Origin of the sequence: Paraburkholderia ferrariae NBRC 106233, from assembly GCF_000685035.1 — a bacterium.
Taxonomy (GTDB): Bacteria; Pseudomonadota; Gammaproteobacteria; order Burkholderiales; family Burkholderiaceae; genus Paraburkholderia; species Paraburkholderia ferrariae.
Map to the genome: position 1 here is coordinate 54,134 of NZ_BAYB01000014.1, position 25,378 is coordinate 79,511.

Below are 25,378 nucleotides of genomic sequence, written 5' to 3' on the forward strand. Positions count from 1 at the left end.
TTCAGTGCGGGGACGAACCCGAGGGCTTCGGATTGCCGCGCGGCGGCCTGAGCGCGGTGGGGTCGTGGATGTCCGGGGCGCCGAGCGGGCCGGGCGTGGCGGGGGTGCCGGGCGTACCCGACGTATCGGATGCATCGGGCGTATCGGATGTCTTGCGGCCGGACGCGGTGGTCCCCGCTGTGCCCGCGCGCCGGCTGGCCTCGCGGTCGCGCAGCGCGTCGGCGATGTCCCAGAGCGTGCGGGAATCGAACGTCAGCACCACGGTGAACATGAGCGTGAGCGCGCCGAACGCGAAGAGCGCCGTTTCGGGAATCACGCGCGCGAGGCTCACCATCTTCACGACGGTGATGAGCACGCCGAGCATGAACACTTCGAGCATGCCCCAAGGCCGGACGAACTCGATGGCGCGCAGCACCTGGTTGAAGCCCGGCGGGATGACGCCGCGCCGGATCGGCAGCAGGACGTAAAGCAGGGCGACGAGCTCGGTGAGCGGAAAGAGGATCGTCGCGCAGAACACCATGACGGCGACGATCTCCATGTTCTCGCCCCACAGGATCACGAGCGCGCCGAACAGGCTCGACTCCGAGGTGATGCCGTTTGCATCCAGCTCGATGATCGGGAACGACTGGGCGATGATGAAGGTGATGAGGGCGGCGACGGTCATCGCGCAGATGCGGTCGATCTGCGCCGACCCGCTGCTGTACAGGGTCGCGCCGCAGCGCGAGCAGCGGGCGGTTTGCCGGCCGAGCAACTGGGGCTTGCGGTAGAGCGCGTCGCATTCGTGACACGCGATCAGTGGGTCCTGGGCCATGCGGGCAGATGACGCAAAACGACGTGAACGGGAACGGGCAACGCCGCCGCCTGCGACCTGGGTTCGCAGCGGCCGTGCGCCATGTTACCAAAGGCCGGCCCGGGCGCGACGAATGGCGGCGGCCGGCGCCTGCCTTCGAGCGGGCACAAAAAAAGCCGGTTCGCGAGAACCGGCTTTGCGTACTGCTTCCCGAAGCGTTCCGAAGCAGGCGAGGGCGCGCTTAAACCTGCGCCCCGGCGTTCGGATCGTTCGGATCGTACTTGTCCTTCTTCTCTTTCATGAGGTCCTCGCGCTTCACGCCGAGCCACATGGCCAGCGCCGCCGCGACGAACACCGACGAGTAGATGCCGAACAGGATACCCACCGTCAGCGCAAGCGCGAAGTAGTGCAGGGTCGGGCCGCCGAGGAAGAACATCGAGAGCACCATCATTTCCGTACAGCCGTGGGTAATGATGGTTCGCGACATCGTGCTGGTGATGGCGTGGTTGATCACTTCCGTCACGGTCATCTTGCGCTCGCGCCGGAAGGTTTCGCGGATCCGGTCGAAGATCACGACCGATTCGTTCACCGAATAGCCGAGCACCGCGAGCACCGCCGCGAGCACGGAGAGCGAGAACTCCCACTGGAAGAACGCGAAGAAGCCGAGAATGATCACCACGTCGTGCAGGTTGGCGATCACGCCGGCCACGGCGTACTTCCACTCGAAGCGGAACGACAGGTAGATGACGATGCCCGCCACCACGCACGCGAGCGCGAGCAGGCCGTCGGTGGCGAGTTCCTTGCCCACCTGCGGGCCGACGAACTCCACGCGCTGCAACTGCACCTGCGGGTTGTCTTGCTTGAGCGTGGCCATGACCTGGTCGCTCTGCTGCGCGGAGCTCAGGCCCTGCTTGATCGGCAGGCGGATCAGCACGTCGCGCGAGGTGCCGAAGTTCTGCACCTGGGCGTCGCCGTAGCCGATCTTGCCGAGCGAGTCGCGCACCGGCTGGAGGTCGAGCGCATGCGGATACTGCACTTCGATCACCGTGCCGCCCGTGAACTCGATCGACAGGTGCAGGCCGCGGTGCACGAGGAAGAACACCGCCGCGATGAAGGTTATGAACGAGATCGCGTTGAAGATCAACGCGCGCTTCATGAACGGGATGTCCTTGCGGATGCGGAAAAATTCCATGATCTTGACTCCGTATCAGCGGGACGAACCCGGGTTGCCGGGACCGTTTCTGCGGCGCACGACAGGCTTCGCGCGCGCCGCACCCTTGGCGTTTTGCGCCGCGGCCTGAGCCTTTTCGCGCGGCTTCGCGGCATTGCCGGCGAGGGCGCGGCCCGTGTCGGTGCGGGCGTCGTCGTTTTCGAGCGCGGCCGTGCCGCCCGCGCCCGCGAGTTCCGGCTCCGGACGCCACACCTGGCCCACCGCCAGCGACTTGAGCTTCTTCTTGCCGCCGTACCAGAGGTTCACGAGGCCGCGCGAGAAGAACACGGCCGAGAACATCGAGGTGAGAATGCCGATGCAGTGCACGATCGCGAAGCCGCGCACCGGGCCCGAGCCGAACGCGAGCAGCGCGAGGCCGGCGATGAGCGTGGTCACGTTCGAGTCGAGAATCGTGGCCCAGGCGTGCGCATAGCCGTTCTGGATCGCCAGTTGCGGCGGCGCGCCGTGGCGCAGTTCTTCGCGCACGCGCTCGTTGATCAGCACGTTCGCGTCGATCGCCATACCGAGCGCGAGCGCAATCGCCGCGATGCCGGGCAGCGTGAGCGTGGCCTGCAGCATCGAGAGCACCGCGATGAGCAGCAGCAGGTTCACGGACAGGCCGATCATCGAGATCAGGCCGAACAGCATGTAGTAGGCGATCATGAACACGGCGATGGCGGCAAAGCCGTAGATCACCGAGTCGAAGCCCTTCTTGATGTTCTCCGCGCCGAGGCTCGGTCCGACCGTGCGTTCCTCGATGATGTCCATCGGGGCCGCGAGCGAGCCCGCGCGCAGCAGCAGCGCGAGGTCGGCGGCGGCTTGCGGCGTGGGCTGGCCGGTGATCTGGAAGCGGTCGCCCAGTTCCGACTGGATCGTCGCCACCGTCAGCACTTCGCCCTTGCCCTTCTCGAACAGCACCATCGCCATCGGCTTGCCGATGTTGTCGCGCGAGACGCTGCGCACCGAGCGGCCGCCCGCCGAATCGAGGCGGATGTTGACCGACGGGCGGTTATGCTCGTCGAAGCCCGCCGAGGCGTCGATAATGCGGTCGCCCGTGAAGATCACCTGCTTCTTGAGCCACACCGGGGCCTGGTTGCCCTGGGTGAAGAGCTCGTCGCCCGGCGGCACCGGCGCGCCGGGGTCCGGATGCAGGCCGAGCGGGTCGGCAAGACGCGCTTCGAGCGTTGCCGTGCGGCCGATGATGTCCTTCGCCTTCGCCGTGTCCTGCACGCCCGGCAGTTCGACCACGATGCGGTCGTCGCCTTGCTGCTGGATCACGGGCTCGGACACGCCCAGTTCGTTCACGCGGTTATGCAGCGTCTGGATGTTCTGCTTGAGCGCCGCTTCCTGAACCGCCTTCTTCACGGCCGGCGTGAAGGTGCCCACGAGCTGCACGCCGCCTTCGGGCGCATTCTGCGTGGACCACTGGAGCTCGCTCACGCCGGTGGCGAGCGCCTTCTGCGCGTCGGCGGCCACCGCCGGATCGGCGAAATTGATCACGACCGACTGATCGACGCGGTTCACGCCGCCGTCGCGGATGGTCTTGTCGCGCAGGAGCGTGCGGGCGTCCGAAGCGTCGGAGTCGAGCTTCTTGTCGAGCGCGCCGTTCATGTCCACCTGGAGCAGGAAGTGCACGCCGCCGCGCAGGTCGAGACCGAGGTACATCGGCAGCGCGTGCAGGGCCGTCAGCCAGTTCGGCGAGGCGCTCTGCAGGTTCAGCGCGACCACGTAGGCGGGGTCGCTCGGGTCGGGATTGAGCGCTTTGGTGAGCGCGTCTTTCAGGCGCAGCTGGGTGTCTTCGTCGGCAACGCGCACGCGGATGTTCGCGTTCATCTGCGAGTTATCGAACGTGACGTCGTCGGCCTTGATGTTGTTCGCGGCGAGCGCGGCTTCGACCTGCGCGAGCGTGTCGCTGTCGAGCCTGACAGTGGCCTTGCCGCTCAACACCTGGACCGCGGGCGCTTCGCCGAAGAAATTGGGCAATGTGTACACGAGGCCGATGGCGAGCGCCACGACCATCACGACATATTTCCAGAGGGGATAACGGTTCATTGGTTGGCCCAACGGGGGAGGGGAATGGCCTTCTCGATACGGGCGCGCGGAGCGGGAGCCCTGCGCGCGAGGCCGCCCGGTGCTGGCGGCGGCCCTCTCGGTGCGCTCGCGAGGGCTTACAGCGACTTGATCGTGCCCTTCGGCAGGATCGTCGAAACCGACGACTTCTGCACGGTGATTTCGGTGCCGTCCGAGATTTCGACGCCGACATACGCTTCGCCGACCTTCGTGATCTTGCCGACGATGCCGCCGCTGGTGATGACTTCGTCGCCCTTGGCCATGGCCGAGAGCATGTTGCGGTGTTCCTTCTGACGCTTCATCTGCGGACGGATCATGATGAAGTACAGCACTGCGAACATCAGGATCAGCGGCAGAAATTGCATCAGGCTGGATTCTGCGCTGCCTGCTGCGGAACCTTGTGCGAAGGCACTGGAAATGAACGACACGTTGGTCTCTCCGTTTATACGATCGGTACGATCAAAAATCGAGCCGGTTATTCTACCACCGGCGCCAGTCGGGACGGCGACACAAAATATGCTTTCCGATCAAGCTCTTAATGTAGCGCTGCCAGGTTCGGCGCTCGATCTCGAAGGGTTCGTCGGGGCGGTTGCGGCCGCATCCGACAGTACTCGTGCCGCCGTCATCGAAGGCAAATTGTAAGTTTTATTGCGCCGCCCGGTGCCTGCGGCTTCAATCCACCCCGCGCGCGCGGTTCTCGTGGAAGCGCTGGCGGAACGCCGCGAACGACTTCGTTTCGATCGCCGTGCGGATCTCGCTCATGAGCTCCAGGTAGTAGTGCAGGTTGTGGATCGTGTTGAGCTGCGCGCCGAGAATCTCGCCCACGCGGTGCAGGTGGTGCAGATAGCCGCGCGTGAAGTTGCGGCAGGTGTAGCAGCCGCACTGCTCGTCGAGCGGGCGCAGCGAGTTGCGGTGCGTCGCGTTGCGGATCTTGATGTCGCCGAAGCGCGTGAAGATCCAGCCGTTGCGCGCGTTGCGCGTGGGCATCACGCAGTCGAACATGTCCACGCCCGCAGCCACGCCCGCCACCAGATCCTCCGGCGTGCCCACGCCCATCAGGTAGTGCGGTTTGTCGGCGGGCAGCTTCGGCGCGATGTGTTCGAGCACGCGCATCATGTCTTCCTTGGGCTCGCCCACCGAAAGGCCGCCGATGGCGAAGCCGTGGAACGGCATTGCCGCGAGGCCGGCGAGCGATTCGTCGCGCAGGTCCTCGAACATGCCGCCCTGCACGATGCCGAACAGCGCATTCGGATTGCCGAGGCGCTGGAACTCGTCGATCGAGCGCTTTGCCCAGCGCATCGACATGCGCATGGAATCGGCGGCTTCCTGGTGGGTGGTCGGCACGCCGTTGGTCGCATAGGGCGTGCATTCGTCGAACTGCATGACGATGTCGGAATTCAGCACCTTCTGGATCTGCATCGACACTTCGGGCGAGAGAAACAGCTTGTCGCCGTTCACGGGCGAGGCGAAGCGCACGCCGTCTTCGGCGATCTTGCGCAGCTCGCCGAGCGAGAACACCTGGAAGCCGCCCGAATCGGTGAGGATGGGGCGGTTCCAGCCCATGAAGCGGTGCAGGCCGCCGTGCGCCTCGATCGTCTCCAGCCCCGGGCGCAGCCAGAGGTGGAAGGTGTTGCCGAGGATGATCTGCGCGTGCATTTCTTCGAGCTCGCGCGGCTGGGTGGCCTTGACCGTGCCGTAGGTGCCCACCGGCATGAAGATCGGCGTTTCGACCACGCCGTGGTTCAGCGTGACGCGGCCGCGGCGGGCGAGGCCGTCGGTGCCGAGGAGTTCGAATTTCAGGCCGTTTTGCGGGCGCTCGCCCAGGTAGGCGCCATGTTCGGCGCGTGCGTTGCTTTGATGACCGTCGGTCATGCGGGGACTCCTGTGCCACCGGAAAGTGCTTTGCATGGGACCGGAGTATGCGCTAAAGCGCCGACTCCGGATCGACAAGTCCGGCGCAGATGATGAAACGCCGTCGCGTTCGGCACGCGGCGGCGGGGAAAGCGTGCGCGGCAGGCCGTGCCGCGCACCGGTGCGTCAGTGCTTCAGCGATTCAGGGCGTCGTCGGTTCGGGTGAGCAGCATGGCGTCGCCGTAGCTGAAGAACCGGTAGCGCGCTTCGATCGCATGACGATACGCCGCGCGGATCGTCTCGATGCCCGCGAAGGCCGAAACGAGCATCAAGAGCGTCGATTTCGGCAGGTGGAAGTTCGTTACGAGCCGGTCCACCACACGGAACCGGTAGCCCGGCGTGATGAAGATGTCGGTTTCCGCCGAGGTGGCCGCGAGCGCGCGGCCCGCGTTTTCCGCGTCGCGCGCGGCCGCTTCGAGCGCGCGCATCGAGGTCGTGCCCACCGCGATCACGCGGCCGCCGCGCGCACGCGTGGCCGCGATCTTGTCCACGAGCGACTGCGGCAGTCGATACCACTCGCTGTGCATCTTGTGCTCGTCGATGTTCTCCACGCGCACCGGCTGGAACGTGCCCGCGCCGACGTGCAGCGTGAGCGTCGCGCGTTCGACGCCCATCGCGTCGAGCTGCGCGAGCAGCGCATCGTCGAAATGCAGGCCCGCCGTGGGGGCGGCAACCGCGCCGGGATTCTGCGCGAACACGGTCTGGTAGCGCGTTTCGTCGGTCGCGTCGGCGTCGTGCGTGATGTAGGGCGGCAGCGGCAGACGGCCGAACTGCTCGATGAGCGTGAGGCAGTCGTCGGGGAAATGCAGCGTGTAGAAGGGTTCCACGCGCTCGCCCACGGTGACGTCGAAGGCGTCGGCGAGGCGCAGCACCGTGCCCGGCGCGGGGCTCTTGCTCGCGCGGATCTGCGCGAGCGCCGTGCGCGCGCCGGTGAGGCGCTCGACGAGCACTTCGATCTTGCCGCCGCTCGCCTTCTGGCCGAAGAAGCGCGCCTTGAGCACCTTGGTGTCGTTGAAGACGAGCAGGTCGCCCGGGGCGATGCATCCGGGCAGCTCGGCGAAGCGGCGGTCGATGAGGCGCGGCGGTTGGCCCGGCAACGCACCCGGCGCGCCGGTATCGACTTCCAGCAGGCGGCTTGCGGTGCGCTCGGGCAGCGCGGTCTGCGCGATCAGCTCGGCGGGGAGGTCGAAATCGAAATCGGAAAGCTTGAACATGCGGCTGATAAAACGGAAAGGCGTGGGGGCCGGAATGGCCGCCGCGGTCTTGCGCGGCTATGATGGCGGGACGGCTCCCGCCGCAGCGGCAAGCGGTGCCCGTGCGGCGGCGCTGCCGGGCGGCTTGCCCATGGCATGCCGCGCCACGCCGGAAAGCCGTTATTGTACTTGTGAAGCTGCCTATGCCCCCAGCCGCCCGTTTGAAGTCCGAAACCGCAACGCCCGACGATCCGCGCGAGCGCGCCGCCGTGCGCGAAGCGGAGCAGGGCGCAACGGCGCGCAAGCGGGGGCCGTGCGCGGTGGGGGCGAAAGAGGGCGAAGCGGCGGGCGAGGCCGCGCCGGCCAGTGCCGGGGCGGCGCTGGAGCCGTCCGGGGGCAAGCAGAAGGGCAAACAGAAGAGCAAACAGAAGGGCAAGCAAAAAGAGCAGCAAAAGGACAAGCCCGCCGTCACGAAAACCGCCGACAAGCTCGCCAAACTCGGCCTCACACGCGACATCGACCTCGTGCTGCATCTGCCGATGCGCTACGAGGACGAGACTACGCTCACGCCCATCGGCGAACTCTTGCCCGGCGGCATCGCGCAAACCGAAGGCGTGGTGTTCGACAACGAAATCGCCTACCGCCCGCGCCGCCAGTTGCTGGTGAAGCTGCGCGACGACCATGGCGACGAGCTGATCCTGCGCTTCCTGAACTTCTACGGCTCGCAGGTCGCGCAGATGGCGCCGGGCAAGCGCCTGCGCGTGCGCGGCGACGTGCGCGGCGGCTTTTTCGGCATGGAGATGGTGCACCCGGCGGTGCGCGTGGTCGAGGACGACACGCCGCTGCCGCAGGCGCTCACGCCGGTCTACCCGTCCACGGCCGGCGTGACCCAGGCGTATCTGCGCAAGGCGATCGACAACGCGCTCTCCCGCGCGTCGCTGCCCGATCTGCTGCCCGAGGCCATCGCCCGCGAGTTCCTCGAACCGCTCGGGCTGCCGCCGCTCATGGAGTCGGTGAAGACGCTGCATCACCCGCCCATCGGCGCCGACGAAACCGGGCTCATGGACGGCACGGCTCCCGCGTGGACGCGCATCAAGTTCGAAGAACTGCTCGCGCAGCAGCTTTCGCTCAAGCGTGCGCATGCGGAGCGCCGCACGCGCGCCGCGCCGGCCATGCCCTTGCGCGCGACGGCGTTGGCCGGTGCCGAGGGTGCATCGGGCACCACCGCTGCCACCGATGCAACCGCTGCAACCACCTGCCCCGCTGCCCCGCTCGTCGAGCGGCTGCGCGCTTCGCTGCCGTTCCAGCTCACGAACGCGCAGCAGCGCGTCGTGGCCGAGATCGCGCGCGAGCTCGAACTGCCGCATCCGATGCAGCGGCTCCTGCAGGGCGACGTGGGCAGCGGCAAGACCGTGGTGGCGGCGCTCGCCGCCGCGCAGGCCATCGACGCCGGCTACCAGGCCGCGCTCATGGCGCCCACCGAAATCCTCGCCGAGCAGCACGCGCGCAAGCTGCGCGGCTGGCTCGAACCGCTCGGCGTGCAGGTGGCGTGGCTCGCGGGGAGCCTCAAGGCGAAGGAAAAGCGCGCGGCTATCGAAGCGGCCGCGCTCGGCACGGCGCAGCTCGTGATCGGCACCCACGCGATCATTCAGGACGCCGTCGAATTCGCGCGCCTCGGCCTCGTGATCGTGGACGAGCAGCACCGCTTCGGCGTCGAGCAGCGGCTCGCGCTGCGCGCGAAGGCGCAGAACGCGAAATCGGCCGAACATGGCGCGCGCGAGTTCCAGCCGCACCAGTTGATGATGTCGGCGACGCCCATCCCGCGCACGCTCGCAATGACCTATTACGCGGACCTCGACGTTTCCACCATCGACGAGTTGCCGCCCGGCCGCACGCCGATCCTCACGAAGCTCGTGTCCGACGCGCGCCGCGAAGAGGTGATCGCCCGCGTGCGCGCGGCGGCGCTCACGGGGCGCCAGGTGTACTGGGTGTGTCCGCTGATCGAGGAGAGCGAGACGCTGCAGTTGCAGACGGCCGTCGAGACCTATGAAACGCTCGTCGCCGCGCTGCCGGAACTGAGCGTGGGCCTCGTGCACGGCCGGCTTGCATCGACGGAGAAGGCCGCCGTCATGGACGCCTTCTCGCGCAACGAAGTGCAGTTGCTGGTGGCGACGACGGTGATCGAAGTGGGCGTGGACGTGCCCAATGCCTCGCTGATGGTGATCGAGCACGCCGAGCGCTTCGGCCTCGCGCAGCTTCACCAGTTGCGCGGCCGCGTGGGGCGGGGCAGCGCGGCTTCGGTGTGCGTGCTGCTTTACAGCGGGCCGCTCTCGCTCACCGGCCGCGCGCGTCTGCAAACCATGCGCGAGACCACGGACGGCTTCGAGATCGCGCGCCGCGACCTCGAGATCCGCGGCCCCGGCGAATTCCTCGGCGCGCGCCAGTCGGGCGCCGCGATGCTGCGCTTTGCCAACCTCGAAACCGACGGCTGGCTGATCGAACCGGCGCGCAGTGCGGCCGAGCGCCTGCTGCACGAGTGGCCGCACGTCGTCACGCAGCACCTGAACCGCTGGCTGGGCGCGCGCGAGCAGTATCTGAAGGCGTGAGCGAAAGGCGGGAACCTGCGCGCGCGGCAATCGTCTGAGCCATTCACTGTTCCCGCCCGAATATGGGCGTTGAATATTGGCGAATCGCCGCCATAGGTGTATAAGTACAAACTATTGATTCACCTTTTCTGATTGGTCCCTAAAGAAATGACGCTCACAGAACTGAAATACATTGTCGCGGTTGCCCGCGAGCGCCACTTCGGACGGGCCGCGGAAGCCTGTTTCGTGAGCCAGCCGACCCTCTCGGTGGCCATCAAGAAGCTCGAAGACGAACTGAACGTGCAGATTTTCGAGCGCGGCACGAGCGAAGTGAGCGTGACGCCCATCGGCGAGCAGATCGTCACCCAGGCGCAGCGCGTGCTCGAGCAGACCCTTGCCATCAAGGAAATCGCCAAGCAGGGCAAGGACCCGCTCGTCGGCCCCCTGCGCCTTGGCGTGATCTACACGATCGGGCCGTACCTGCTGCCTACGCTCGTCAAGCAGATGATCAAGCGCGTTCCGCAGATGCCGCTCATGCTGCAGGAGAACTACACGCTCAAGCTGATCGAACTGCTCAAGCAGGGCGAGATCGACGTGGCGATCATGGCGCTGCCCTTCCCCGAAACCGGCCTCACGCTGCGCCCGCTCTACGACGAACCCTTCGTGGTGGCGCTGCCCTCGGGCCACGCGTGGGAGCAGCGCGAGAAGATCGACCCGGACGATCTCAAGCAGGAAACCATGCTGCTGCTCGGCAGCGGCCACTGCTTCCGCGACCACGTGCTGGGCGTGTGCCCCGAACTCATGCGCTTCTCGCAGAACGCGGACGGCATCCAGAAGACCTTCGAAGGTTCGTCGCTGGAGACCATCCGCCATATGGTCGCGAGCGGCGTGGGCATTACCGTGCTGCCGCGCATGTCGGTGAGCGAGGTGAAGCCGCATGCGGGCGGCGCCGATTCGGGGCTGCTCTCGTACGTGCCGTTCGACGAACCGGTGCCCGACCGCCGCGTCGTGCTGGCCTGGCGCAAGAGCTTCACGCGCATGCCGGCAATCGAGGCGATTGTCGACGCCATCCACGCCTGCGAACTGCCGGGCGTGAGAAAGATCGAGGCGCCCGCCGAGGCGGCCTGACACACGCTTGCCCCAAGGCCGGCGCCGGTTTCCGACCGGCGCCGGCCGCCTTGCCTCTTTCCTGATCGACCATGGCTGGATTTTCGAGTCCGACCCTGAGAGTCAAAATCTATTCGATACATAAAATAAATCAAATTCTAGTTATCGATAGTCATTGATAAAGTCGCTTCTACCGACACCTAACGTGTTCATCTGGAGGAAGCGATGCAAACCAACGTTCCGAACGTCCCCTACGTTCCTTCTGCTGTGGCCCAGCCGGTCTCCTCCGCGCCTCTCGCTTTCGCCGGCCTGCGCACGGTGGCCTTTTCGCTGCTCGTCGATCGCGCGCTTTCGGCCTGACGCACCGCCGACGCCCCCGATTCGCTGCCACCGATCACAGAAACAAGGAATCCAGCATGTCCGAACGTACCCTCACCACGGCCTCAGGCGCCCCCGTCGTCGATAACCAGAACTCGCTGACGGCTGGTCCGCGCGGCCCCGTCATGCTCCAGGACGTGTGGCTCATCGAAAAGCTCGCGCACTTCGACCGCGAAGTGATCCCGGAGCGCCGCGTGCATGCCAAGGGCTCGGGCGCATTCGGCAAGCTCACGGTGACGCACGACATCTCGCGCTACACGAAGGCCCGCGTGTTTTCGGAAGTGGGCAAAGAAACGCCGCTCTTCATGCGCTTTTCGACGGTGGCGGGCGAGCGCGGCGCGGCCGACGCCGAGCGCGACGTGCGCGGCTTCTCGATCAAGTTCTATACGGAAGAGGGCAACTGGGACTTGGTGGGCAACAACACGCCCGTGTTTTTCATCCGCGATCCGCTCAAGTTCCCGGACTTCATCCACACGCAAAAACGCGATCCGCGCACGAACCTGCGCAACAACGTGGCCGCGTGGGACTTCTGGTCGCGTCATCCCGAGTCGCTGCATCAGGTCACGATTCTCATGAGCGACCGCGGGATTCCGAAGAACTATCGTCAGCAGCACGGCTTCGGCTCGCACACGTTCTCGTTCGTCAACGCCGCCAACGAGCGCTTCTACGTGAAGTTCCACTTCAAGTCGGCACAGGGCGTGGAGAACTACACCGACGCCGAAGCGGCGCAGGTGGTGGCGCAGGACCGCGAATCGGCGCAGCGCGATCTGTACGAGTCGATCGAGACCGGCAGCTTTCCGAAGTGGCATTTCCGCATCCAGGTGATGCCCGAAGCCGACGCCGCGAAGGTGCCGTACAACCCGTTCGACATCACGAAGGTGTGGCCGCACAAGGATTACCCGCTGATCGACGTCGGCACGATCGAACTCGACCGCAATCCGGAGAACTACTTCGCGGACGTCGAGCAGGCCGCCTTCACGCCGGCCAACGTGGTGCCGGGCATCGGTTTTTCGCCGGATCGCCTGTTGCAGGGACGCCTCTTTTCGTACGGCGACACGCAGCGCTATCGCCTGGGCGTGAACCATCACCAGATTCCGGTGAATGCGCCGCGCTGCCCGTTCCACTCGTTTCACCGCGACGGCGCATTGCGCACCGACGGCAACCTGGGCGGCACCGTGAACTACGAGCCGAGCCGCACCGGCGACTTCGCGCAGCGCCCGCAGGCCGGCGAGCCGCCGCTCGCGGCGGGTGCGGTCGATCACTACGATCACCGCGAAGACGACGACTACTACAGCCAGCCGGGCGCGCTCTTCAGGCTGTTCGACGCGGGCCAGCGCGAGCGGCTTTTCGCGAACGTCGCGCGCGCCATCGCGGGGGTGCCGCCGGAGATCGTGCAGCGTCAGATCGAGCATTTCCGCCGGGCCGATCCGGCCTACGCACAAGGCGTGATTGCGGCAATCGCGGAGCTTGCCGAAGCGAAGTAAGGCATGTGCGGCGTATTGCCGCGCAACGTTCATCCAACGAAGCAGGTAGGGCGGCGGGGCCGGTTCAGGGCGCCGCCGCCGTTCGAATCAAGGAGAGAGATCATGACCCGGGTAATGACGATGACGCTTCACGCAGCAGGCCTGGCCAGTGCGGACGATGCGGACAAGGCGCGCGCGCGCGCGACGTTCACGCTGCGCCGGGGCGCCGGTCTCGCCATCGCTGCGGGCGGCATCGCGGTGCTGATCCTGGAAGCGATCGTGCGACTTCACGGCGGCTGAACGCCGGGAACGCACGGCAGGTTTTCCATGTCCGACAGGCAGGGCCAGATGAACGGATCTGGACTGTTTTTCAAGATAAACTGACGGACATTCGAAGACCCGCGGGTCGCCGCAGGTGCGGGCGATGCAGCGGCATCTACGGTGCGTCTCACCGCTAACAAGGAGTGGTCATGGCCAAAAAAGCAACCGTGCAGCACGTGAATATCGGCATTAGCGACAAGGACCGCAAGAAGATCGCGGAAGGGCTCTCGCGCCTGCTCGCGGACACCTACACGCTGTATCTGAAGACCCACAATTTCCACTGGAACGTCACGGGGCCGATGTTCAATACGCTCCATCTAATGTTCGAGACGCAATACACCGAACTCGCGATGGCGGTGGACGCGATCGCCGAGCGCATTCGCGCGCTGGGCGTGGCAGCGCCCGGCAGCTACAAGGAGTTCGCGAAGCTCTCGTCGATTCCGGAGGCCGATGGCGTGCCGGCGGCGGAAGAGATGATCCGTCAGCTCGTGGAAGGCCAGGAAGCCGTGGTGCGCACTGCGCGGGCGATTTTCCCGGCAACCGAAGCTGCCCACGACGAGCCGACGGCCGACCTGCTCACGCAACGCATGCAGACGCACGAGAAGACGGCCTGGATGCTGCGCTCGATGCTGGCTTGAGCGGGCGGGGTTTGGGCGGGAGCCCGGCATGGCTGTAGCGGGGTTTGAAGGCTACGCGGCGCCGGGTCGCCGCGCTGGCCTACAATAGCGGCATCGTTTTTCCCGCCACGATCATGTTCGCCCGACTCCCGCTCTATTTGCGGCTCGTCCGCATGGACAAGCCGATCGGCAGCCTGCTGCTGCTGTGGCCGACGCTCAACGCACTCTGGATCGCCTCGAACGGCCATCCGTCGCTCTCGCTGCTCGTGATCTTCACCGTGGGCACCGTGCTGATGCGCTCGGCGGGCTGCGCGATCAACGACTACGCGGACCGCGATTTCGACCGCCACGTGAAGCGCACGGCCGAGCGGCCCATCACCTCGGGCCGCATTCGCGCCTGGGAGGCCGTGGCGATCGCGGCCGGCCTGGCGCTCGTTTCCTTCCTGCTGATCCTGCCGCTCAACACGCTCACGAAGCAGCTTTCGGTGGTGGCGTTGTTCGTGGCGGCGTCCTACCCGTTCACGAAGCGCTTTTTCGCCATTCCGCAGGCCTACCTCGGCATTGCGTTCGGTTTCGGCATTCCGATGGCCTTCGCCGCTGTGCAGGACCAGGTGCCGGCGCTCGCGTGGATCATGCTGATCGCGAACGTGTTCTGGTCGGTAGCCTACGACACCGAATACGCGATGGTCGATCGCGACGACGACATCAAGATCGGCATTCGCACCTCCGCGCTGACGTTTGGCCGCTTCGACGTGCTCGCCATCATGGTGTGCTACGCCGCCACGCTGGGCATCTACGTATGGGTTGGCGTCGCGCTGGGCTTCGGATTGCTTTACTGGATCGGCTGGGCGGCGGCAGCAGGCTGCGCCGTGTATCACTACACGCTGATCAAGGACCGCGAACGGATGCCGTGCTTCGCAGCGTTTCGCCACAACAACTGGCTGGGCGGCGCGCTGTTCGTCGGCATCGCCGCGCACTACGCTGTTGCGGCGATGTGAGGCGGCGCGGGCCGTTTCATTGGGCGCCGCATATGCCGCCGTACCTGCCGCCGCATCCGCCGCTTCACCGGCTGCTTCTCGGGCCGCTTCACCGGCTGCTTCTCAGGCCGCTTCTCCGGCTCGCTACTGCTTGCCGAACTCCTCGCCCATTTCCTTCGCGCGTTCGTCTGCGGCTAGTGCGCCGCGCACGATAGCGTCCTTGATGCCGGATGCCTCGAACGATGCGAGCGCCGCCGCCGTCGTGCCGCCCTTGGACGTCACGCGCTCGCGCAGCACCGAAGGCGGTTCGTCCGATTGCAGCGCGAGTTGCGCCGCGCCCGTGAACGTGGCGATGGCAAGCGCGCGGCCCTGCTTTTCGTCCATGCCGAGCTGGCGCGCGGCTTCTTCCAGCGCTTCGATGAAATAGAACACGTAGGCCGGCCCGCTGCCCGAGATGCCGGTGACCGCGTCGATCTTCGCTTCGTCGTCGAACCACACCGTCTGACCTACCGCGCCGAGCACGTCGGACGCCAGCTGGCGCCCCGCGGCATCGACGCCGCTGCTCGCGACGAGCCCCGTTGCCCCCATGCCGATCAGCGCGGGCGTATTGGGCATGGTGCGCACGATGCGCGCGTGGCCGCCCAGCCAGCGCGAGAGATCGTCGATACGAATGCCGGCCATGATGCTGATCACGACCTGATGCGGCGCGAGATGCGGCGCTAGCCCTTCGGCCACGGCCTTGGCGATTTGCGGCTTGACGGCGAGCAGCACCGCGTCGTATTGCGCGAGCGCCGCATCGGCGGCCGCACCCGTAGGCACTCCGAACTGATCGGCGTTGCGCTTGCGCACGTCTTCGTTCGGATCGACCGCGTACAGGTTGGCGGCGGGCACGCCTTTGCGGATCAGGCCGCCGATGAGTGCAGCGGCCATGTTGCCGCCGCCGATGAAGGCGATTTTCATGATGATGGAAAGAGTCCGGTTATCGAATGAGTGCGGGCAGTGCGATCCAGGTGGTGCAATCAGTGCGCGTAGTCGCGCGCACCGAAGATCGCGGTGCCGACACGCACGAGAGTAGCGCCTTCGAGCACGGCCGCTTCGAGGTCGGCCGACATGCCCATCGACAAGGTGTCCAGCGCGAGCCCGCCGGCGCGCAGCGTATCGAAGAGTTCGCGCAACTGCCGGTGGGGCGCGCGCTGGGCTTCGAGCGTGGCCTCCGGTTCGGGGATCGACATCAGTCCGCGCAGCCGCAGATTGGGCAGGGCCGCGATCGCCCGCGCGATCTGTGCGGCTTCCTCGGGCGCGACGCCGCTCTTGGTGTCTTCGCCGCTCACGTTCACCTGCAGGCAGACATTGAGCGGCGCCATGCCCGCGGGCCGTTGCTCCGAGAGACGCTGTGCGATCTTCAGGCGATCGACCGAATGCACCCAGTCGAAGCGCTCTGCCACGGGCCGTGTCTTGTTCGACTGCAGCGGCCCGATGAAATGCCATTCGAGGCTCGCGCGCAGGTCGGCGAGCGCCTCGATCTTCTCGATCGCTTCCTGCACGTAGTTTTCGCCGAAGGCGCGCTGGCCGGCGGCATGCGCCGCCCGCACGTTTTCTGCGGGAAAGGTTTTCGAGACCGCGAGCAGCGCGACCGAGTCCGGCTCGCGCCCGGCACTGCGGGCGGCGGCGGCGATACGCTGGCGTACGGCTTCGAGGTTGTGGGCGAGATCGGTCATGGGAGCGGCGGACACGGAAAACGAACCAGAAGGAACGAAGGCAATTATACGGATTGCGCCTCGCGCGAAACATAGGCCGAACGGCCAGCTATTTGCGCGCGGCGCATTTCGCTACGCTGGATTCGTGTTCGATTCCTGCGCGCCTAGTTCGCGGCCAGCATATGTTCCACGAGTTCGATCCAGTGCGTGACCGGCAGCGTCGTGCCGCTTTGCAGGTGCGCGATGCAGCCGATATTCGCGGAAACGATCAGTTGCGGCTCGAGTGCCTTGAGGCGGTCGAGCTTCTGGTTGCGCAGCGTGTAGGACAGGCGCGGCTGCGTGATCGAATAAGTGCCGGCCGAACCGCAGCACAGATGGCTGTCCGCGGGCAGGCGCACGTCGAGGCCCAGCGCGCCCAGCATCTTTTCCACGCCGCCGCGCAGTTGCTGGCCGTGCTGCAGCGTGCAGGGCGGATGCCACGCCACGGTATGGATGCCGCGCCGGCGCGTGGCGGCCACGAGTTGCTCTTCGAAGGCGGGCAGGATTTCCGAGAGATCGCGCGTGAGCGCCGCGATGCGTTGCGCCTTTTCCGCATAGGCCGGATCGTTGCGCAGCAGGTGGGCATATTCCTTCACCGTTGCGCCGCAGCCCGAGGCGTTCATCACGATCGCCTCCACGCCCTGTTCGACGTAGGGCCACCAGGCGTCGATGTTGGCGCGCACGTCGCCGAGCGCTTCGTCCACGTAGCCCATGTGCAGGCGAATCGCGCCGCAGCAGCCGGCCTCGGGCGCGACTACCGTCTGGACGCCGAGCGCATCGAGCACGCGCGCCGTCGCCACGTTGATGTTGGGCATCATCGAAGGCTGCACGCAGCCCGCGAGCATCAGCATCTTGCGCGCGTGTTGTGCGGTTGGCCAGGCGAGGGGGCGCTGGCGTACCGGCACCTTGTCGCGCAGTCGGCGCGGCAGGAGCGGGCGGATCTGCTGGCCAATGCGCATGGCGGGCGAGAACAGCGCGCGCCGCGGCAGGACGCTTGCGAGCAGCCGCCGCACGATCTTCTGGCGCAGCGGCCGCGACACCGTTTCTTCCGCGTGCTTGCGGCCGATCTCGACAAGCCGCCCGTATTGCACGCCCGAGGGGCAGGTCGTTTCGCAACTGCGGCAGGTGAGGCAGCGGTCCAGATGCGTGAGCGTGCTCTTCGTTACGGCCGCCCCTTCCACCATCTGTTTGATGAGGTAGATGCGCCCGCGCGGGCCGTCCAGTTCGTCGCCGAGCAACTGGTAAGTCGGGCAGGTGGCCGTGCAGAAGCCGCAATGCACGCACTTGCGCAGGATCGCGTCGGCTTCGTCGCCGTCTGCCGTGTTCCGGATGAAGTCCGCGAGGTTCGTCTGCATTGCCGCGTGCCGGTGAGATCAGAAGTCGGAATACAAGCGGCCGCGATTGAAGATGCGGGCCGGGTCGAACGCGGCCTTCAGGCCGCGGTGGATTTTCATGAGCGGCGCCGGCAGCGGCGTGAACACGCCGGCGCTGCGGTCGTACTCGCGGCCGGTGCGGAATATCGTTGCGTGGCCGCCGGCTTGTTTTGCCGTAATGCGCACGGTTTGCGCATCGGTTTCGGTGATCCACCAGCGCTGCGCGCCGCCCCATTCCATGAGCTGGGCGCCGGGCAACTGCAACGGCTCGGCGATCGAGGGCAGCGAGAGGCGCCAGAGCGCTGCGTTGGGCGCGATGGCCGCAAAGAACGGATCGGTCTGTTCGCGCAGGCCGGCCCAGAAGCGCTCGGCCTCCACCGCGTCCACCACTTCGCCGCCGAGCGAGGCGCGCGCGGACTTCACGGCCGCTTCCGCGCCCGCGAGGCGCACGGCCAGTGTGCCGTTGCGCCACGCGCTCGCCGTCATGGGCAACGGCCGGCCGCCCCATTCATTGAGCTTGCGCACGGCATCCGTGCCGTTCATGTCGAATTTGAGCGTCGTTTCGGCCTGGGGCGCGGGAAGCACCTTGACCGAGAGTTCGAGCATGAGCCCGAGCGTACCGAGCGATCCCGCGAGAAGGCGCGCCACGTCGTAGCCGGCGACGTTTTTCACCACCTGGCCGCCGAAGTGCAGCACTTCGCCGTGTCCGTTCATGATCGCGGCGCCCAGCACGAAGTCGCGCGCGGCGCCGGCGAATGCCCGGCGCGGCCCGGCAATGCCCGCGGCGATGCAGCCGCCGAGCGTGGCCGGCGGGCCGAAATGCGGCGGTTCGAACGCCAGCACCTGGTCGTGGGCGGCGAGCGCCGCCTCGATTTCGAGGAGCGGCGTGCCGGCGCGCGCCGTGATCACGAGCTCGGCCGGGTCGTAGGCCACGATGCCCCGGTGCGCGCGGGTGTCGAGGATCTCGCCTTCGAGGGCTTGCCCATACCAGTCTTTCGTGCCGCCGCCGCGCAGGCGCAATGGGCGTCCGTCGGCACTCGCCGCGCGTATGCGGTCGGACCAGACGGCGACGATATCGTCCTCTTCCATGGCTTGATTGTCGTTGTCGTTCGCTCGATTGTACCGGCCGGCTCCTTGCTGGCAACCCGGAGCGGACCCGTATCGCGCCCCGGGCGGAGGATTCGCCGGGGCGCGCCGATAAAGCCCGGAAGCATCCAGAAGCGATCAGAAGCGCGGCAGCTCGGGGTGGGGCAGCAGGTTGCCGCGCACGTGCATCTTGCCGTACTCGGCGCAGCGGGCCCGGGTGGGGATGCCCTTGTCGGGGTTGAGGAGGCCGGAGGGGTCGAACGCGCGTTTCACCGCGTGGAACGCATCGCGCTCCTGCGGCGAGAACTGCACGCACATCGAGTTGATTTTCTCGATGCCCACGCCGTGCTCGCCCGTCACCGTGCCGCCGAACTCGACGCAGGTTTCGAGAATATCGGCGCCGAAGGCCTCGGCGCGGTGCCATTCGTCGAGATCGTTGCCGTTGAAGAGAATGAGCGGGTGCATGTTGCCGTCGCCCGCGTGGAACACGTTGATGCAGCGCAGCCGGTAAAGCGCCTCCATCTCGTGAATGCGCGCGAGCAGGGGGCCGATGCTGCGGCGCGGCACGGTGCCGTCCATGCAGTAGTAGTCGGGCGAGATGCGGCCCGCGGCCGGAAATGCGTTCTTGCGCCCGGACCAGAAGCGCAGCCGCTCTTCCTCGGTGCGCGAGATCTGGATGCGCGTCGCACCGTGCTCGCGCAGCACGAGCACCGTGCGCGCGATCTCGTCGGCCACCTCCTCGGGCGTGCCGTCGGACTCGCACAGCAGGATGGCGGCGGCATCGAGGTCGTAGCCCGCCTTCACGAACTCTTCCACGGCTTGCGTCGCCGGCTTGTCCATCATTTCGAGGCCGGCCGGAATGATGCCCGCCGCGATGATGCCCGCTACGGCGTCGCCGCCTTTCACCACGTCGTCGAAGCTCGCCATGATGACCTGGGCGGTCTGCGGTCGCGGGATCAGCTTGACGGTGACTTCGGTCACGATCGCGAACATGCCTTCGCTGCCGATCATCACGGCAAGCAGATCGAGGCCCGGTGTATCGGGCGCGAGCGAGCCGAACTCGACGACCTCGCCGTCCATTGTCACGGCGCGCACGCGCAGGACGTTATGCACGGTGAGGCCGTACTTGAGGCAATGCACGCCACCCGAATTCTCGGACACATTGCCGCCGATCGTGCAGGCGATCTGCGAGGACGGGTCGGGCGCGTAGTAGAGGCCAAAGGGCGCGGCCGCTTCGGATACGGCGAGATTGCGCACGCCTGGCTGAACCGTGGCAGTGCGCGCGTAGGGATCGACTTCGAGAATGCGGCGAAAGCGGGCGAGCGACAGCACGATCCCGTGCCGGATCGGCATGGCGCCGCCGGAGAGGCCCGTGCCCGCGCCGCGCGGCACGATCGGCACGTCGAGGCGGCGGCAGATCTGCACGATGCGCTGGACCTGCGATTCGGTTTCGGGCAGCGCGACCGCGAGCGGCAGGCGCCGGTAAGCGGCGAGGCCGTCGCACTCGTAGGCGACAGTATCTTCTTCCCGATGCAGCAGGCAGTGCGCAGGCAGTACCGCCATCAAGGCCTGCACCACTTCGCGCTGGCGCTGCGCAAGCACTTCCGGCGACATCTCGGCCGGTGCGTTCATGTGTCCTCCCGCTCGTCTGCGCTGGTTGGGATACTGCGTCGGTGTGGGCGGGCGGCGCGCTTCAGGCCGCCGGGTTGGCGGCCGGCGCGCGTGCGCCGCGTGTATCACGTCCCGGCAATACGCTCATGCCGCCCACGAAAAGATCTTGCCCGGATTCATGAGGTTGTGCGGATCGAGGGCGTGCTTGATCGCGCGCATCGTATCGACGGTATCGGCGCCGTGTTCTTCCACGAGGAAGTCCATCTTGTGCAGCCCCACGCCATGCTCGCCCGTGCAGGTGCCGTCCATGGCCAGCGCGCGTTCGACGATGCGGCGGTTCAGGCGCTCCGCTTCTTCGATCTCCTCGGGCTTGCCCGCGTCGATCAGCATGGCCACGTGGAAATTGCCGTCGCCCACGTGCCCGACGATCGGGCAGGGCAAGGGCGACGCCTTGAGATCCGCTTCCGTTTCGACCACGCACTCGGCGAGGCGCGAAATGGGCACGCAGACGTCCGTCGTCACCGCCCGGCAGCCGGGCCTCAACTGCAGCATGGCGAAATACGCGTTGTGGCGCGCGTTCCACAGGCGGCTACGGTCTTCGGGGCGCGTCGCCCATTCGAAGCCTTCGCCGCCGTTTTGCGCGGCGAGTTCCTGCACGAGCTGCGCCTGTTCCTGCACACCCGCTTCGGTGCCGTGGAACTCGAAGAAGAGCGTGGGCGCTTCGCGCAGCGTGAGGTTCGAATGGCGGTTGATCGCGCGCACGGCGAGCGAATCGATGAATTCCACGCGTGCGATCGGCACGCCCATCTGGATCGTCTCGATCACGGTCCGCACGGCTTCGGCCATCGAATGAAACGTGCAGACGGCGGCCGAGACCGCTTCCGGCTGGGGATAGAGGCGCACGGTGATCTCGGTGATCACGCCGAGCGTTCCCTCGGAGCCCACGAAGAGCCGCGTGAGGTCATAGCCCGCCGAAGACTTGCGCGCACGCGTGCCGGTCTTGATGACGCGGCCGTCGGCCAGTACCGCGGTGAGGCCGAGCACGTTCTCGCGCATGGTGCCGTAGCGCACGGCGTTGGTGCCCGAAGCGCGCGTTGCGGACATGCCGCCGATGCTTGCATCCGCACCCGGATCGATCGGGAAGAAGAGGCCGGTGTCGCGCAGCGCCTCGTTGAGCGCCTTGCGCGAGATGCCGGGCTCGACGGTGGCGGTGAGGTCCTCGGCGTTGATCGAGAGCACGCGGTTCATCTGCGAAAGATCGATCGAGACGCCGCCCTGCACGGCCAGCAGGTGGCCTTCGAGCGACGACCCATTGCCATAGGGAATGATGGGTACGCCATATTGCGCGCACAGCTTCACGATGGCCTGGACCTCGGCGGCGCTCTGCGCGTAGACGACGGCGTCGGGCAATTGCGGATCGAAGCGCGACTCGTCGCGGCCATGATGGGCGCGCACGGCTTCGGAGGTGGAGACGCGCTCGCCGAACGCGCGCTCCAGATGGTCGAGGAGTTCCGGGGGAAACGGGCGGCGGGTGACAGTCGGCGGCGCGGGGTGATTCACGCGGGGTCTCCTTCATGTAGGCATGTCGTGCTGTGCGGCCCATTTTACGCTGAAGGATGGCAGCGGGGCGCGCGGCCCCGGGGAAGCCGCACCTGGGCCGCGCCTGCGCTGCCTGCGTAACTTTTTTGCCCGGTTTTGCTGCGTTGCATCAAACCTATAATGAGGCGCACGCGCCGCTGGTGCGCGACAGACCCGCTTCAGGAGGACACATCATGGGCAATCGGCTGAGCAGAATCGTCACGCGCACGGGCGACGACGGCACGACCGGTCTTGGCGACGGCAGCCGCGTGCGCAAGGACGGTTTGCGCATTGCGGCCATCGGCGACGTGGACGAGCTGAATTCCCAGATCGGCGTGCTGCTTTGCGAGACTTTGCCCGACGACGTGCGCGCGGCGCTCACGGCCATTCAGCACGACCTCTTCGATCTGGGCGGCGAGCTGTGCATGCCGGGGCAGACGGTCATGACCGATGCCCATCTGGCCCAGCTCGACGACTGGCTGGCCCACTACAACGCAACACTGCCGCCGCTCAAGGAGTTCATCCTGCCGGGCGGCTCGCGCGCGGCCGCGCTCGCGCACGTGTGCCGTACCGTCTGCCGGCGCGCGGAACGTGCCGTGGTGGCGCTGGGGGCGTCGGTGGCGCCCGGCGAGGCGCTGGCCGAAACGCCGAGGCGCTACGTGAATCGCCTGTCGGATCTGCTGTTCGTGCTTGCCCGCGTCCTCAACCGGGCGAACGGCGGCGACGACGTGTACTGGCGGCACGAGCGCGGGGCAAAGGCGCAGTAAAGGAGCCCTGACCGCGCGCCGGTGACGAAGGAAGTGCCCCGAATCCCCCGCACGAGGCCCATGCAAGCACCGGCCCGGCGGCGCCGACGTGGCAGCCCGCACCAGGGGCCAGAATACCGTCCCACCCGGTGCGACAAAATGCCTGGGCAGGTTCTCCGGCTCAAAGATGTATTGTTTGTGCATCTTTAAGCCGGAGAACCCGAATGACTGCGCTGACTCCCCAACAGATGGCCCTCGTCAAGGCCACGGCCCCCGTGTTCGCCGAACATGGCGCCACCATCACGACGCACTTTTACAAGCGCATGTTCAATGCGCACCCGGAACTCAAGAACCTCTTCAACCAGACGCATCAGCAAAGCGGCAGCCAGCCCGAAACGCTGGCGCGCGCCGTCTATGCCTACGCGGCGAACATCGACAATCTGGGCGTGCTGGGCGATGCGGTCGCGCACATCGCGCACAAGCACGCGAGCCTCAATATCCGTCCCGAGCACTATCCGATCGTGGGGCGCCATCTGCTGGGCGCGGTCGTCGATGTGCTGGGCGACGCGGTCGATCAGCCCACGCTCGACGCCTGGACCGTCGCCTACGGGCAGCTTGCGCAGATCCTGATCGGTGCGGAAGCGAAGCTGTATGACGCTGCGCCGTGGAGCGGCCTGCGGCCCTTCAAGGTGATCCGCAAGCAGGTGGAGAGCGCCGAAATCACTTCGTTCTATCTTGCACCCGCCGACGGCGCCCCGGCGGGCGGCTTTGAGCCGGGGCAATATGTGAGCGTCACGCGTTTCGTCGAGCGTCTCGGCGTCGATCAACCGCGTCAGTACAGTCTCTCGGATGCACCACATGGCCGCTGGCTGCGCATCTCGGTCAAGCGCGAAACGGGCCGTGACGAGGTGCAGCCGGGCCACGTCTCGAACCTGATGCACGATGGCGTCGAAGAAGGGGCGATCGTTCACGTGAGCGCGCCGATGGGCGAGTTCACGCTCGATCGCGGCAAGACCACACCGGTCGTGCTGATGAGCGGCGGCGTGGGCATTACGCCGATGGTGTCGATGCTTGCCACGCTGCTGGCGGCGCGCAGCGAACGCGCCGTGACCTTCGTCCATGCGTGCCGCGACGCGCGCGTGCATGCCTTCCGCGACTGGCTGCGCCGCACCGCTGCCGAGCATCCGAACCTGAAGCACGCGGTGTTCTACGAGCGCGTGGACGCGAGCGATCGCGCCGGCATCGACTACGACTTCGAAGGCCGTATCGACATCGGCCGCATCGAAGAGGCCGTGTTGCTGCCCGACGCCGATTACTACCTCTGCGGTCCGGTTGCATTCATGCGCGAACAGCGCGACGCGTTGCTCGCGCGCGGCGTCGACGAAGCGCGGATTCACACGGAGATCTTCGGCTCCGGCATGCTGTAACTCACGCGGGACCAACGCGTACGTGCCTCGCCGCGCGTGCCGCTTCGGCGCAGACGAGTCCTTACTCGCCCGGCCCGCGCCGGTTCACGGCACGATAGCCCGATGGCGATATCGACAGCCGGCGCCGGAAGATGCGCGCGAGCCGCTCGCCGCGCGGCACGCCGCAGCGTTGCGCGATCTCGCTGATCGGCAGGTTGGTCTGCGCGAGCAGCAGGCAGCTCGCGTCGAGCCGCGCGCGCAGCAGGTACTCGGAGGGCGTGAGGCCCGTATGCATCTTGAAGTGGCGCAGGAAGTTTCGCATGCTCATCTGCGCGACCCGTGCCGCATCCGCTACCGAGACCGGCTGGTGGTAGTTCTCGCGCAGCCAGTGCGCGGCGAGGCCGATCTTGCCATTGGCGCTGTCCGCCTCGCCGTCGTCGAGCATCGGGCCGAGGCGTCGCCACGCGCCCGGCATCGAGCCTTCGGAGACGCGCTGGGCCAGCGCGTCTCCGTGATTGCGCTTGACGACCTTGAGCGCCGCGACGAGCGCCTCGGGCGGCGCGACCACGGAAGCGCTCGCGTGACGCGCTTCGAGCGCACGGCGCAGACGCTGCGCCGAGGCGGCGGTGTTCAGGCCCATGCGCAGGAACGACACGTCCGCGGCGACGAGCAGCGCGCGCCCTTCGCCCAGCGCGCGGATCACCCGCACCTTCGGTGCGAGCGTCTGCAGGCGCGCGATGAGCCGCGCGTTGTCGCGGGCGTCGCTGGCGCCGGGGCCGCCGGCGATGAAAAGGGTATCGAAGCCGCTGCGCAACGGCCCGTAAAGGCTTTCTGTCCAGATGCGCAGCGCGCAGCTGCTGCTCACGCTGCCGCCCGCTTCGGAAAGCATCGCGACCGAGTAGGGGGGCGGTGCGCCAATGCTGGCGTCGTTGGCGAGACGAAACACGTCGGCAAGCAGGCTCACATCCCCGATCGGGAAGCCGTCGAAAACCAGAATGCCGATGCGCTTGGCCACGGGTCCGAACTTGAAGTGAACGCCGCGCGGCAGGAAGGCAGCTTGCCGGCAGACCACCCTATCGATGTGCATGGCCGGTTCCTCGCGCAGGAATGGATTTGCAGGAGTCCGTGACGTTCGCCATGAGGTCCAGGGCATACGCACGTATCTCGCCTGTGCGCTTCATCATAGGCCGCACGTTGCGAGCGGCAGGCGGCTCAGTCGG

Annotated in this window: 23 protein-coding genes; 10 read left to right on the forward strand and 13 right to left on the reverse strand. The window is 66.8% G+C overall.

All coding sequences use genetic code 11. The features are described 5' to 3' along the window. Nucleotide 1: 1 nt before the first annotated feature. The 4 genes from BFE01S_RS39000 to yajC form a co-directional block, all read right to left on the reverse strand. On the reverse strand, nucleotides 2-811 hold the full coding sequence (locus BFE01S_RS39000; protein WP_042337848.1) for a paraquat-inducible protein A: 810 nt from the start codon (nucleotides 809-811) through the stop codon (nucleotides 2-4). A 220-nt stretch (nucleotides 812-1,031) separates the two neighbouring features. Next, nucleotides 1,032-1,982, reverse strand: a complete 951-nt coding sequence (gene secF / locus BFE01S_RS16990) for a protein translocase subunit SecF (RefSeq protein ID WP_028226548.1) — start codon at nucleotides 1,980-1,982, stop codon at nucleotides 1,032-1,034. Nucleotides 1,983-1,997: 15 nt separating this feature from the next. Next, the gene (secD, locus tag BFE01S_RS16995) at nucleotides 1,998-4,052 is read right to left on the reverse strand and encodes a protein translocase subunit SecD (RefSeq protein WP_028226549.1); all 2,055 of its coding nucleotides are present in this window, start codon (nucleotides 4,050-4,052) and stop codon (nucleotides 1,998-2,000) included. Nucleotides 4,053-4,168: 116 nt separating this feature from the next. After that, complete coding sequence (yajC, locus tag BFE01S_RS17000; RefSeq protein WP_028226550.1) at nucleotides 4,169-4,498, reverse strand: preprotein translocase subunit YajC; 330 nt, start codon at nucleotides 4,496-4,498, stop codon at nucleotides 4,169-4,171. Between yajC and BFE01S_RS44360 the strand changes: the two genes are divergently transcribed. Next, complete coding sequence (locus tag BFE01S_RS44360) at nucleotides 4,488-4,712, forward strand: hypothetical protein (RefSeq protein WP_156967046.1); 225 nt, start codon at nucleotides 4,488-4,490, stop codon at nucleotides 4,710-4,712. The genes yajC and BFE01S_RS44360 overlap by 11 nt on opposite strands. Nucleotides 4,713-4,742: 30 nt before the next feature. On the opposite strand, the gene tgt is transcribed toward BFE01S_RS44360, so the two are convergent. Together tgt and queA are read right to left on the reverse strand one after the other, a co-directional pair. Next, nucleotides 4,743-5,942, reverse strand: coding sequence for a tRNA guanosine(34) transglycosylase Tgt (tgt, locus tag BFE01S_RS17005; protein WP_028226551.1), 1,200 nt, complete (start codon nucleotides 5,940-5,942; stop codon nucleotides 4,743-4,745). 173 nt (nucleotides 5,943-6,115) lie between these two features. Further along, nucleotides 6,116-7,195, reverse strand: a complete 1,080-nt coding sequence (gene queA / locus BFE01S_RS17010) for a tRNA preQ1(34) S-adenosylmethionine ribosyltransferase-isomerase QueA (protein ID WP_028226552.1) — start codon at nucleotides 7,193-7,195, stop codon at nucleotides 6,116-6,118. 182 nt (nucleotides 7,196-7,377) lie between these two features. On the opposite strand from queA, the gene recG reads away from it, so the two are divergent. From recG to ubiA, 7 genes are all read left to right on the forward strand, one after another. Continuing rightward, nucleotides 7,378-9,780 (forward strand): ATP-dependent DNA helicase RecG, encoded by a 2,403-nt coding sequence (recG, locus tag BFE01S_RS17015; protein ID WP_042337850.1) that lies wholly within the window; start codon nucleotides 7,378-7,380, stop codon nucleotides 9,778-9,780. A gap of 147 nt (nucleotides 9,781-9,927) precedes the next feature. Then, nucleotides 9,928-10,887: a hydrogen peroxide-inducible genes activator gene (locus tag BFE01S_RS17020; protein ID WP_028226554.1), complete on the forward strand. Its 960-nt coding sequence runs from the start codon at nucleotides 9,928-9,930 to the stop codon at nucleotides 10,885-10,887. A 204-nt stretch (nucleotides 10,888-11,091) separates the two neighbouring features. Continuing rightward, on the forward strand, nucleotides 11,092-11,226 hold the full coding sequence (locus tag BFE01S_RS46255) for a hypothetical protein (RefSeq protein WP_281177402.1): 135 nt from the start codon (nucleotides 11,092-11,094) through the stop codon (nucleotides 11,224-11,226). 56 nt (nucleotides 11,227-11,282) lie between these two features. After that, nucleotides 11,283-12,728: a catalase gene (locus BFE01S_RS17030; RefSeq protein WP_028226555.1), complete on the forward strand. Its 1,446-nt coding sequence runs from the start codon at nucleotides 11,283-11,285 to the stop codon at nucleotides 12,726-12,728. Nucleotides 12,729-12,830: 102 nt separating this feature from the next. Beyond that, nucleotides 12,831-13,007: a hypothetical protein gene (locus BFE01S_RS44365; protein WP_156967047.1), complete on the forward strand. Its 177-nt coding sequence runs from the start codon at nucleotides 12,831-12,833 to the stop codon at nucleotides 13,005-13,007. A gap of 170 nt (nucleotides 13,008-13,177) precedes the next feature. Beyond that, entirely contained in the window at nucleotides 13,178-13,666 is a 489-nt protein-coding gene (locus tag BFE01S_RS17040) for a Dps family protein (protein ID WP_028226556.1), read from the forward strand. A gap of 113 nt (nucleotides 13,667-13,779) precedes the next feature. Then, complete coding sequence (gene ubiA, locus BFE01S_RS17045; RefSeq protein ID WP_028226557.1) at nucleotides 13,780-14,643, forward strand: 4-hydroxybenzoate octaprenyltransferase; 864 nt, start codon at nucleotides 13,780-13,782, stop codon at nucleotides 14,641-14,643. 123 nt (nucleotides 14,644-14,766) lie between these two features. On the opposite strand, the gene proC is transcribed toward ubiA, so the two are convergent. The 6 genes from proC to BFE01S_RS17075 form a co-directional block, all read right to left on the reverse strand. Beyond that, a complete protein-coding gene (gene proC, locus BFE01S_RS17050) occupies nucleotides 14,767-15,582 on the reverse strand; it encodes a pyrroline-5-carboxylate reductase (RefSeq protein WP_028226558.1) in 816 nt (271 codons plus the stop codon). Between the two features lie 59 nt (nucleotides 15,583-15,641). After that, complete coding sequence (locus BFE01S_RS17055; RefSeq protein WP_028226559.1) at nucleotides 15,642-16,340, reverse strand: YggS family pyridoxal phosphate-dependent enzyme; 699 nt, start codon at nucleotides 16,338-16,340, stop codon at nucleotides 15,642-15,644. Between the two features lie 143 nt (nucleotides 16,341-16,483). Beyond that, nucleotides 16,484-17,713, reverse strand: coding sequence for a glycolate oxidase subunit GlcF (gene glcF / locus BFE01S_RS17060; RefSeq protein WP_028226560.1), 1,230 nt, complete (start codon nucleotides 17,711-17,713; stop codon nucleotides 16,484-16,486). A gap of 18 nt (nucleotides 17,714-17,731) precedes the next feature. Continuing rightward, entirely contained in the window at nucleotides 17,732-18,820 is a 1,089-nt protein-coding gene (glcE, locus tag BFE01S_RS17065) for a glycolate oxidase subunit GlcE (RefSeq protein WP_028226561.1), read from the reverse strand. A gap of 135 nt (nucleotides 18,821-18,955) precedes the next feature. Continuing rightward, nucleotides 18,956-20,449 (reverse strand): FAD-linked oxidase C-terminal domain-containing protein, encoded by a 1,494-nt coding sequence (locus BFE01S_RS17070; RefSeq protein WP_028226562.1) that lies wholly within the window; start codon nucleotides 20,447-20,449, stop codon nucleotides 18,956-18,958. Nucleotides 20,450-20,572: 123 nt separating this feature from the next. Beyond that, nucleotides 20,573-21,988: an FAD-binding oxidoreductase gene (locus tag BFE01S_RS17075; protein ID WP_028226563.1), complete on the reverse strand. Its 1,416-nt coding sequence runs from the start codon at nucleotides 21,986-21,988 to the stop codon at nucleotides 20,573-20,575. Between the two features lie 212 nt (nucleotides 21,989-22,200). On the opposite strand from BFE01S_RS17075, the gene BFE01S_RS17080 reads away from it, so the two are divergent. Continuing rightward, entirely contained in the window at nucleotides 22,201-22,773 is a 573-nt protein-coding gene (locus BFE01S_RS17080) for a cob(I)yrinic acid a,c-diamide adenosyltransferase (protein WP_028226564.1), read from the forward strand. A 203-nt stretch (nucleotides 22,774-22,976) separates the two neighbouring features. After that, nucleotides 22,977-24,179, forward strand: coding sequence for an NO-inducible flavohemoprotein (gene hmpA, locus BFE01S_RS17085; protein ID WP_028226565.1), 1,203 nt, complete (start codon nucleotides 22,977-22,979; stop codon nucleotides 24,177-24,179). A gap of 61 nt (nucleotides 24,180-24,240) precedes the next feature. Here the strand turns inward: hmpA and BFE01S_RS39005 are convergent, their stop codons facing one another. Then, nucleotides 24,241-25,245, reverse strand: coding sequence for a GlxA family transcriptional regulator (locus BFE01S_RS39005; RefSeq protein WP_084169989.1), 1,005 nt, complete (start codon nucleotides 25,243-25,245; stop codon nucleotides 24,241-24,243). Nucleotides 25,246-25,378 lie beyond the last annotated feature (133 nt).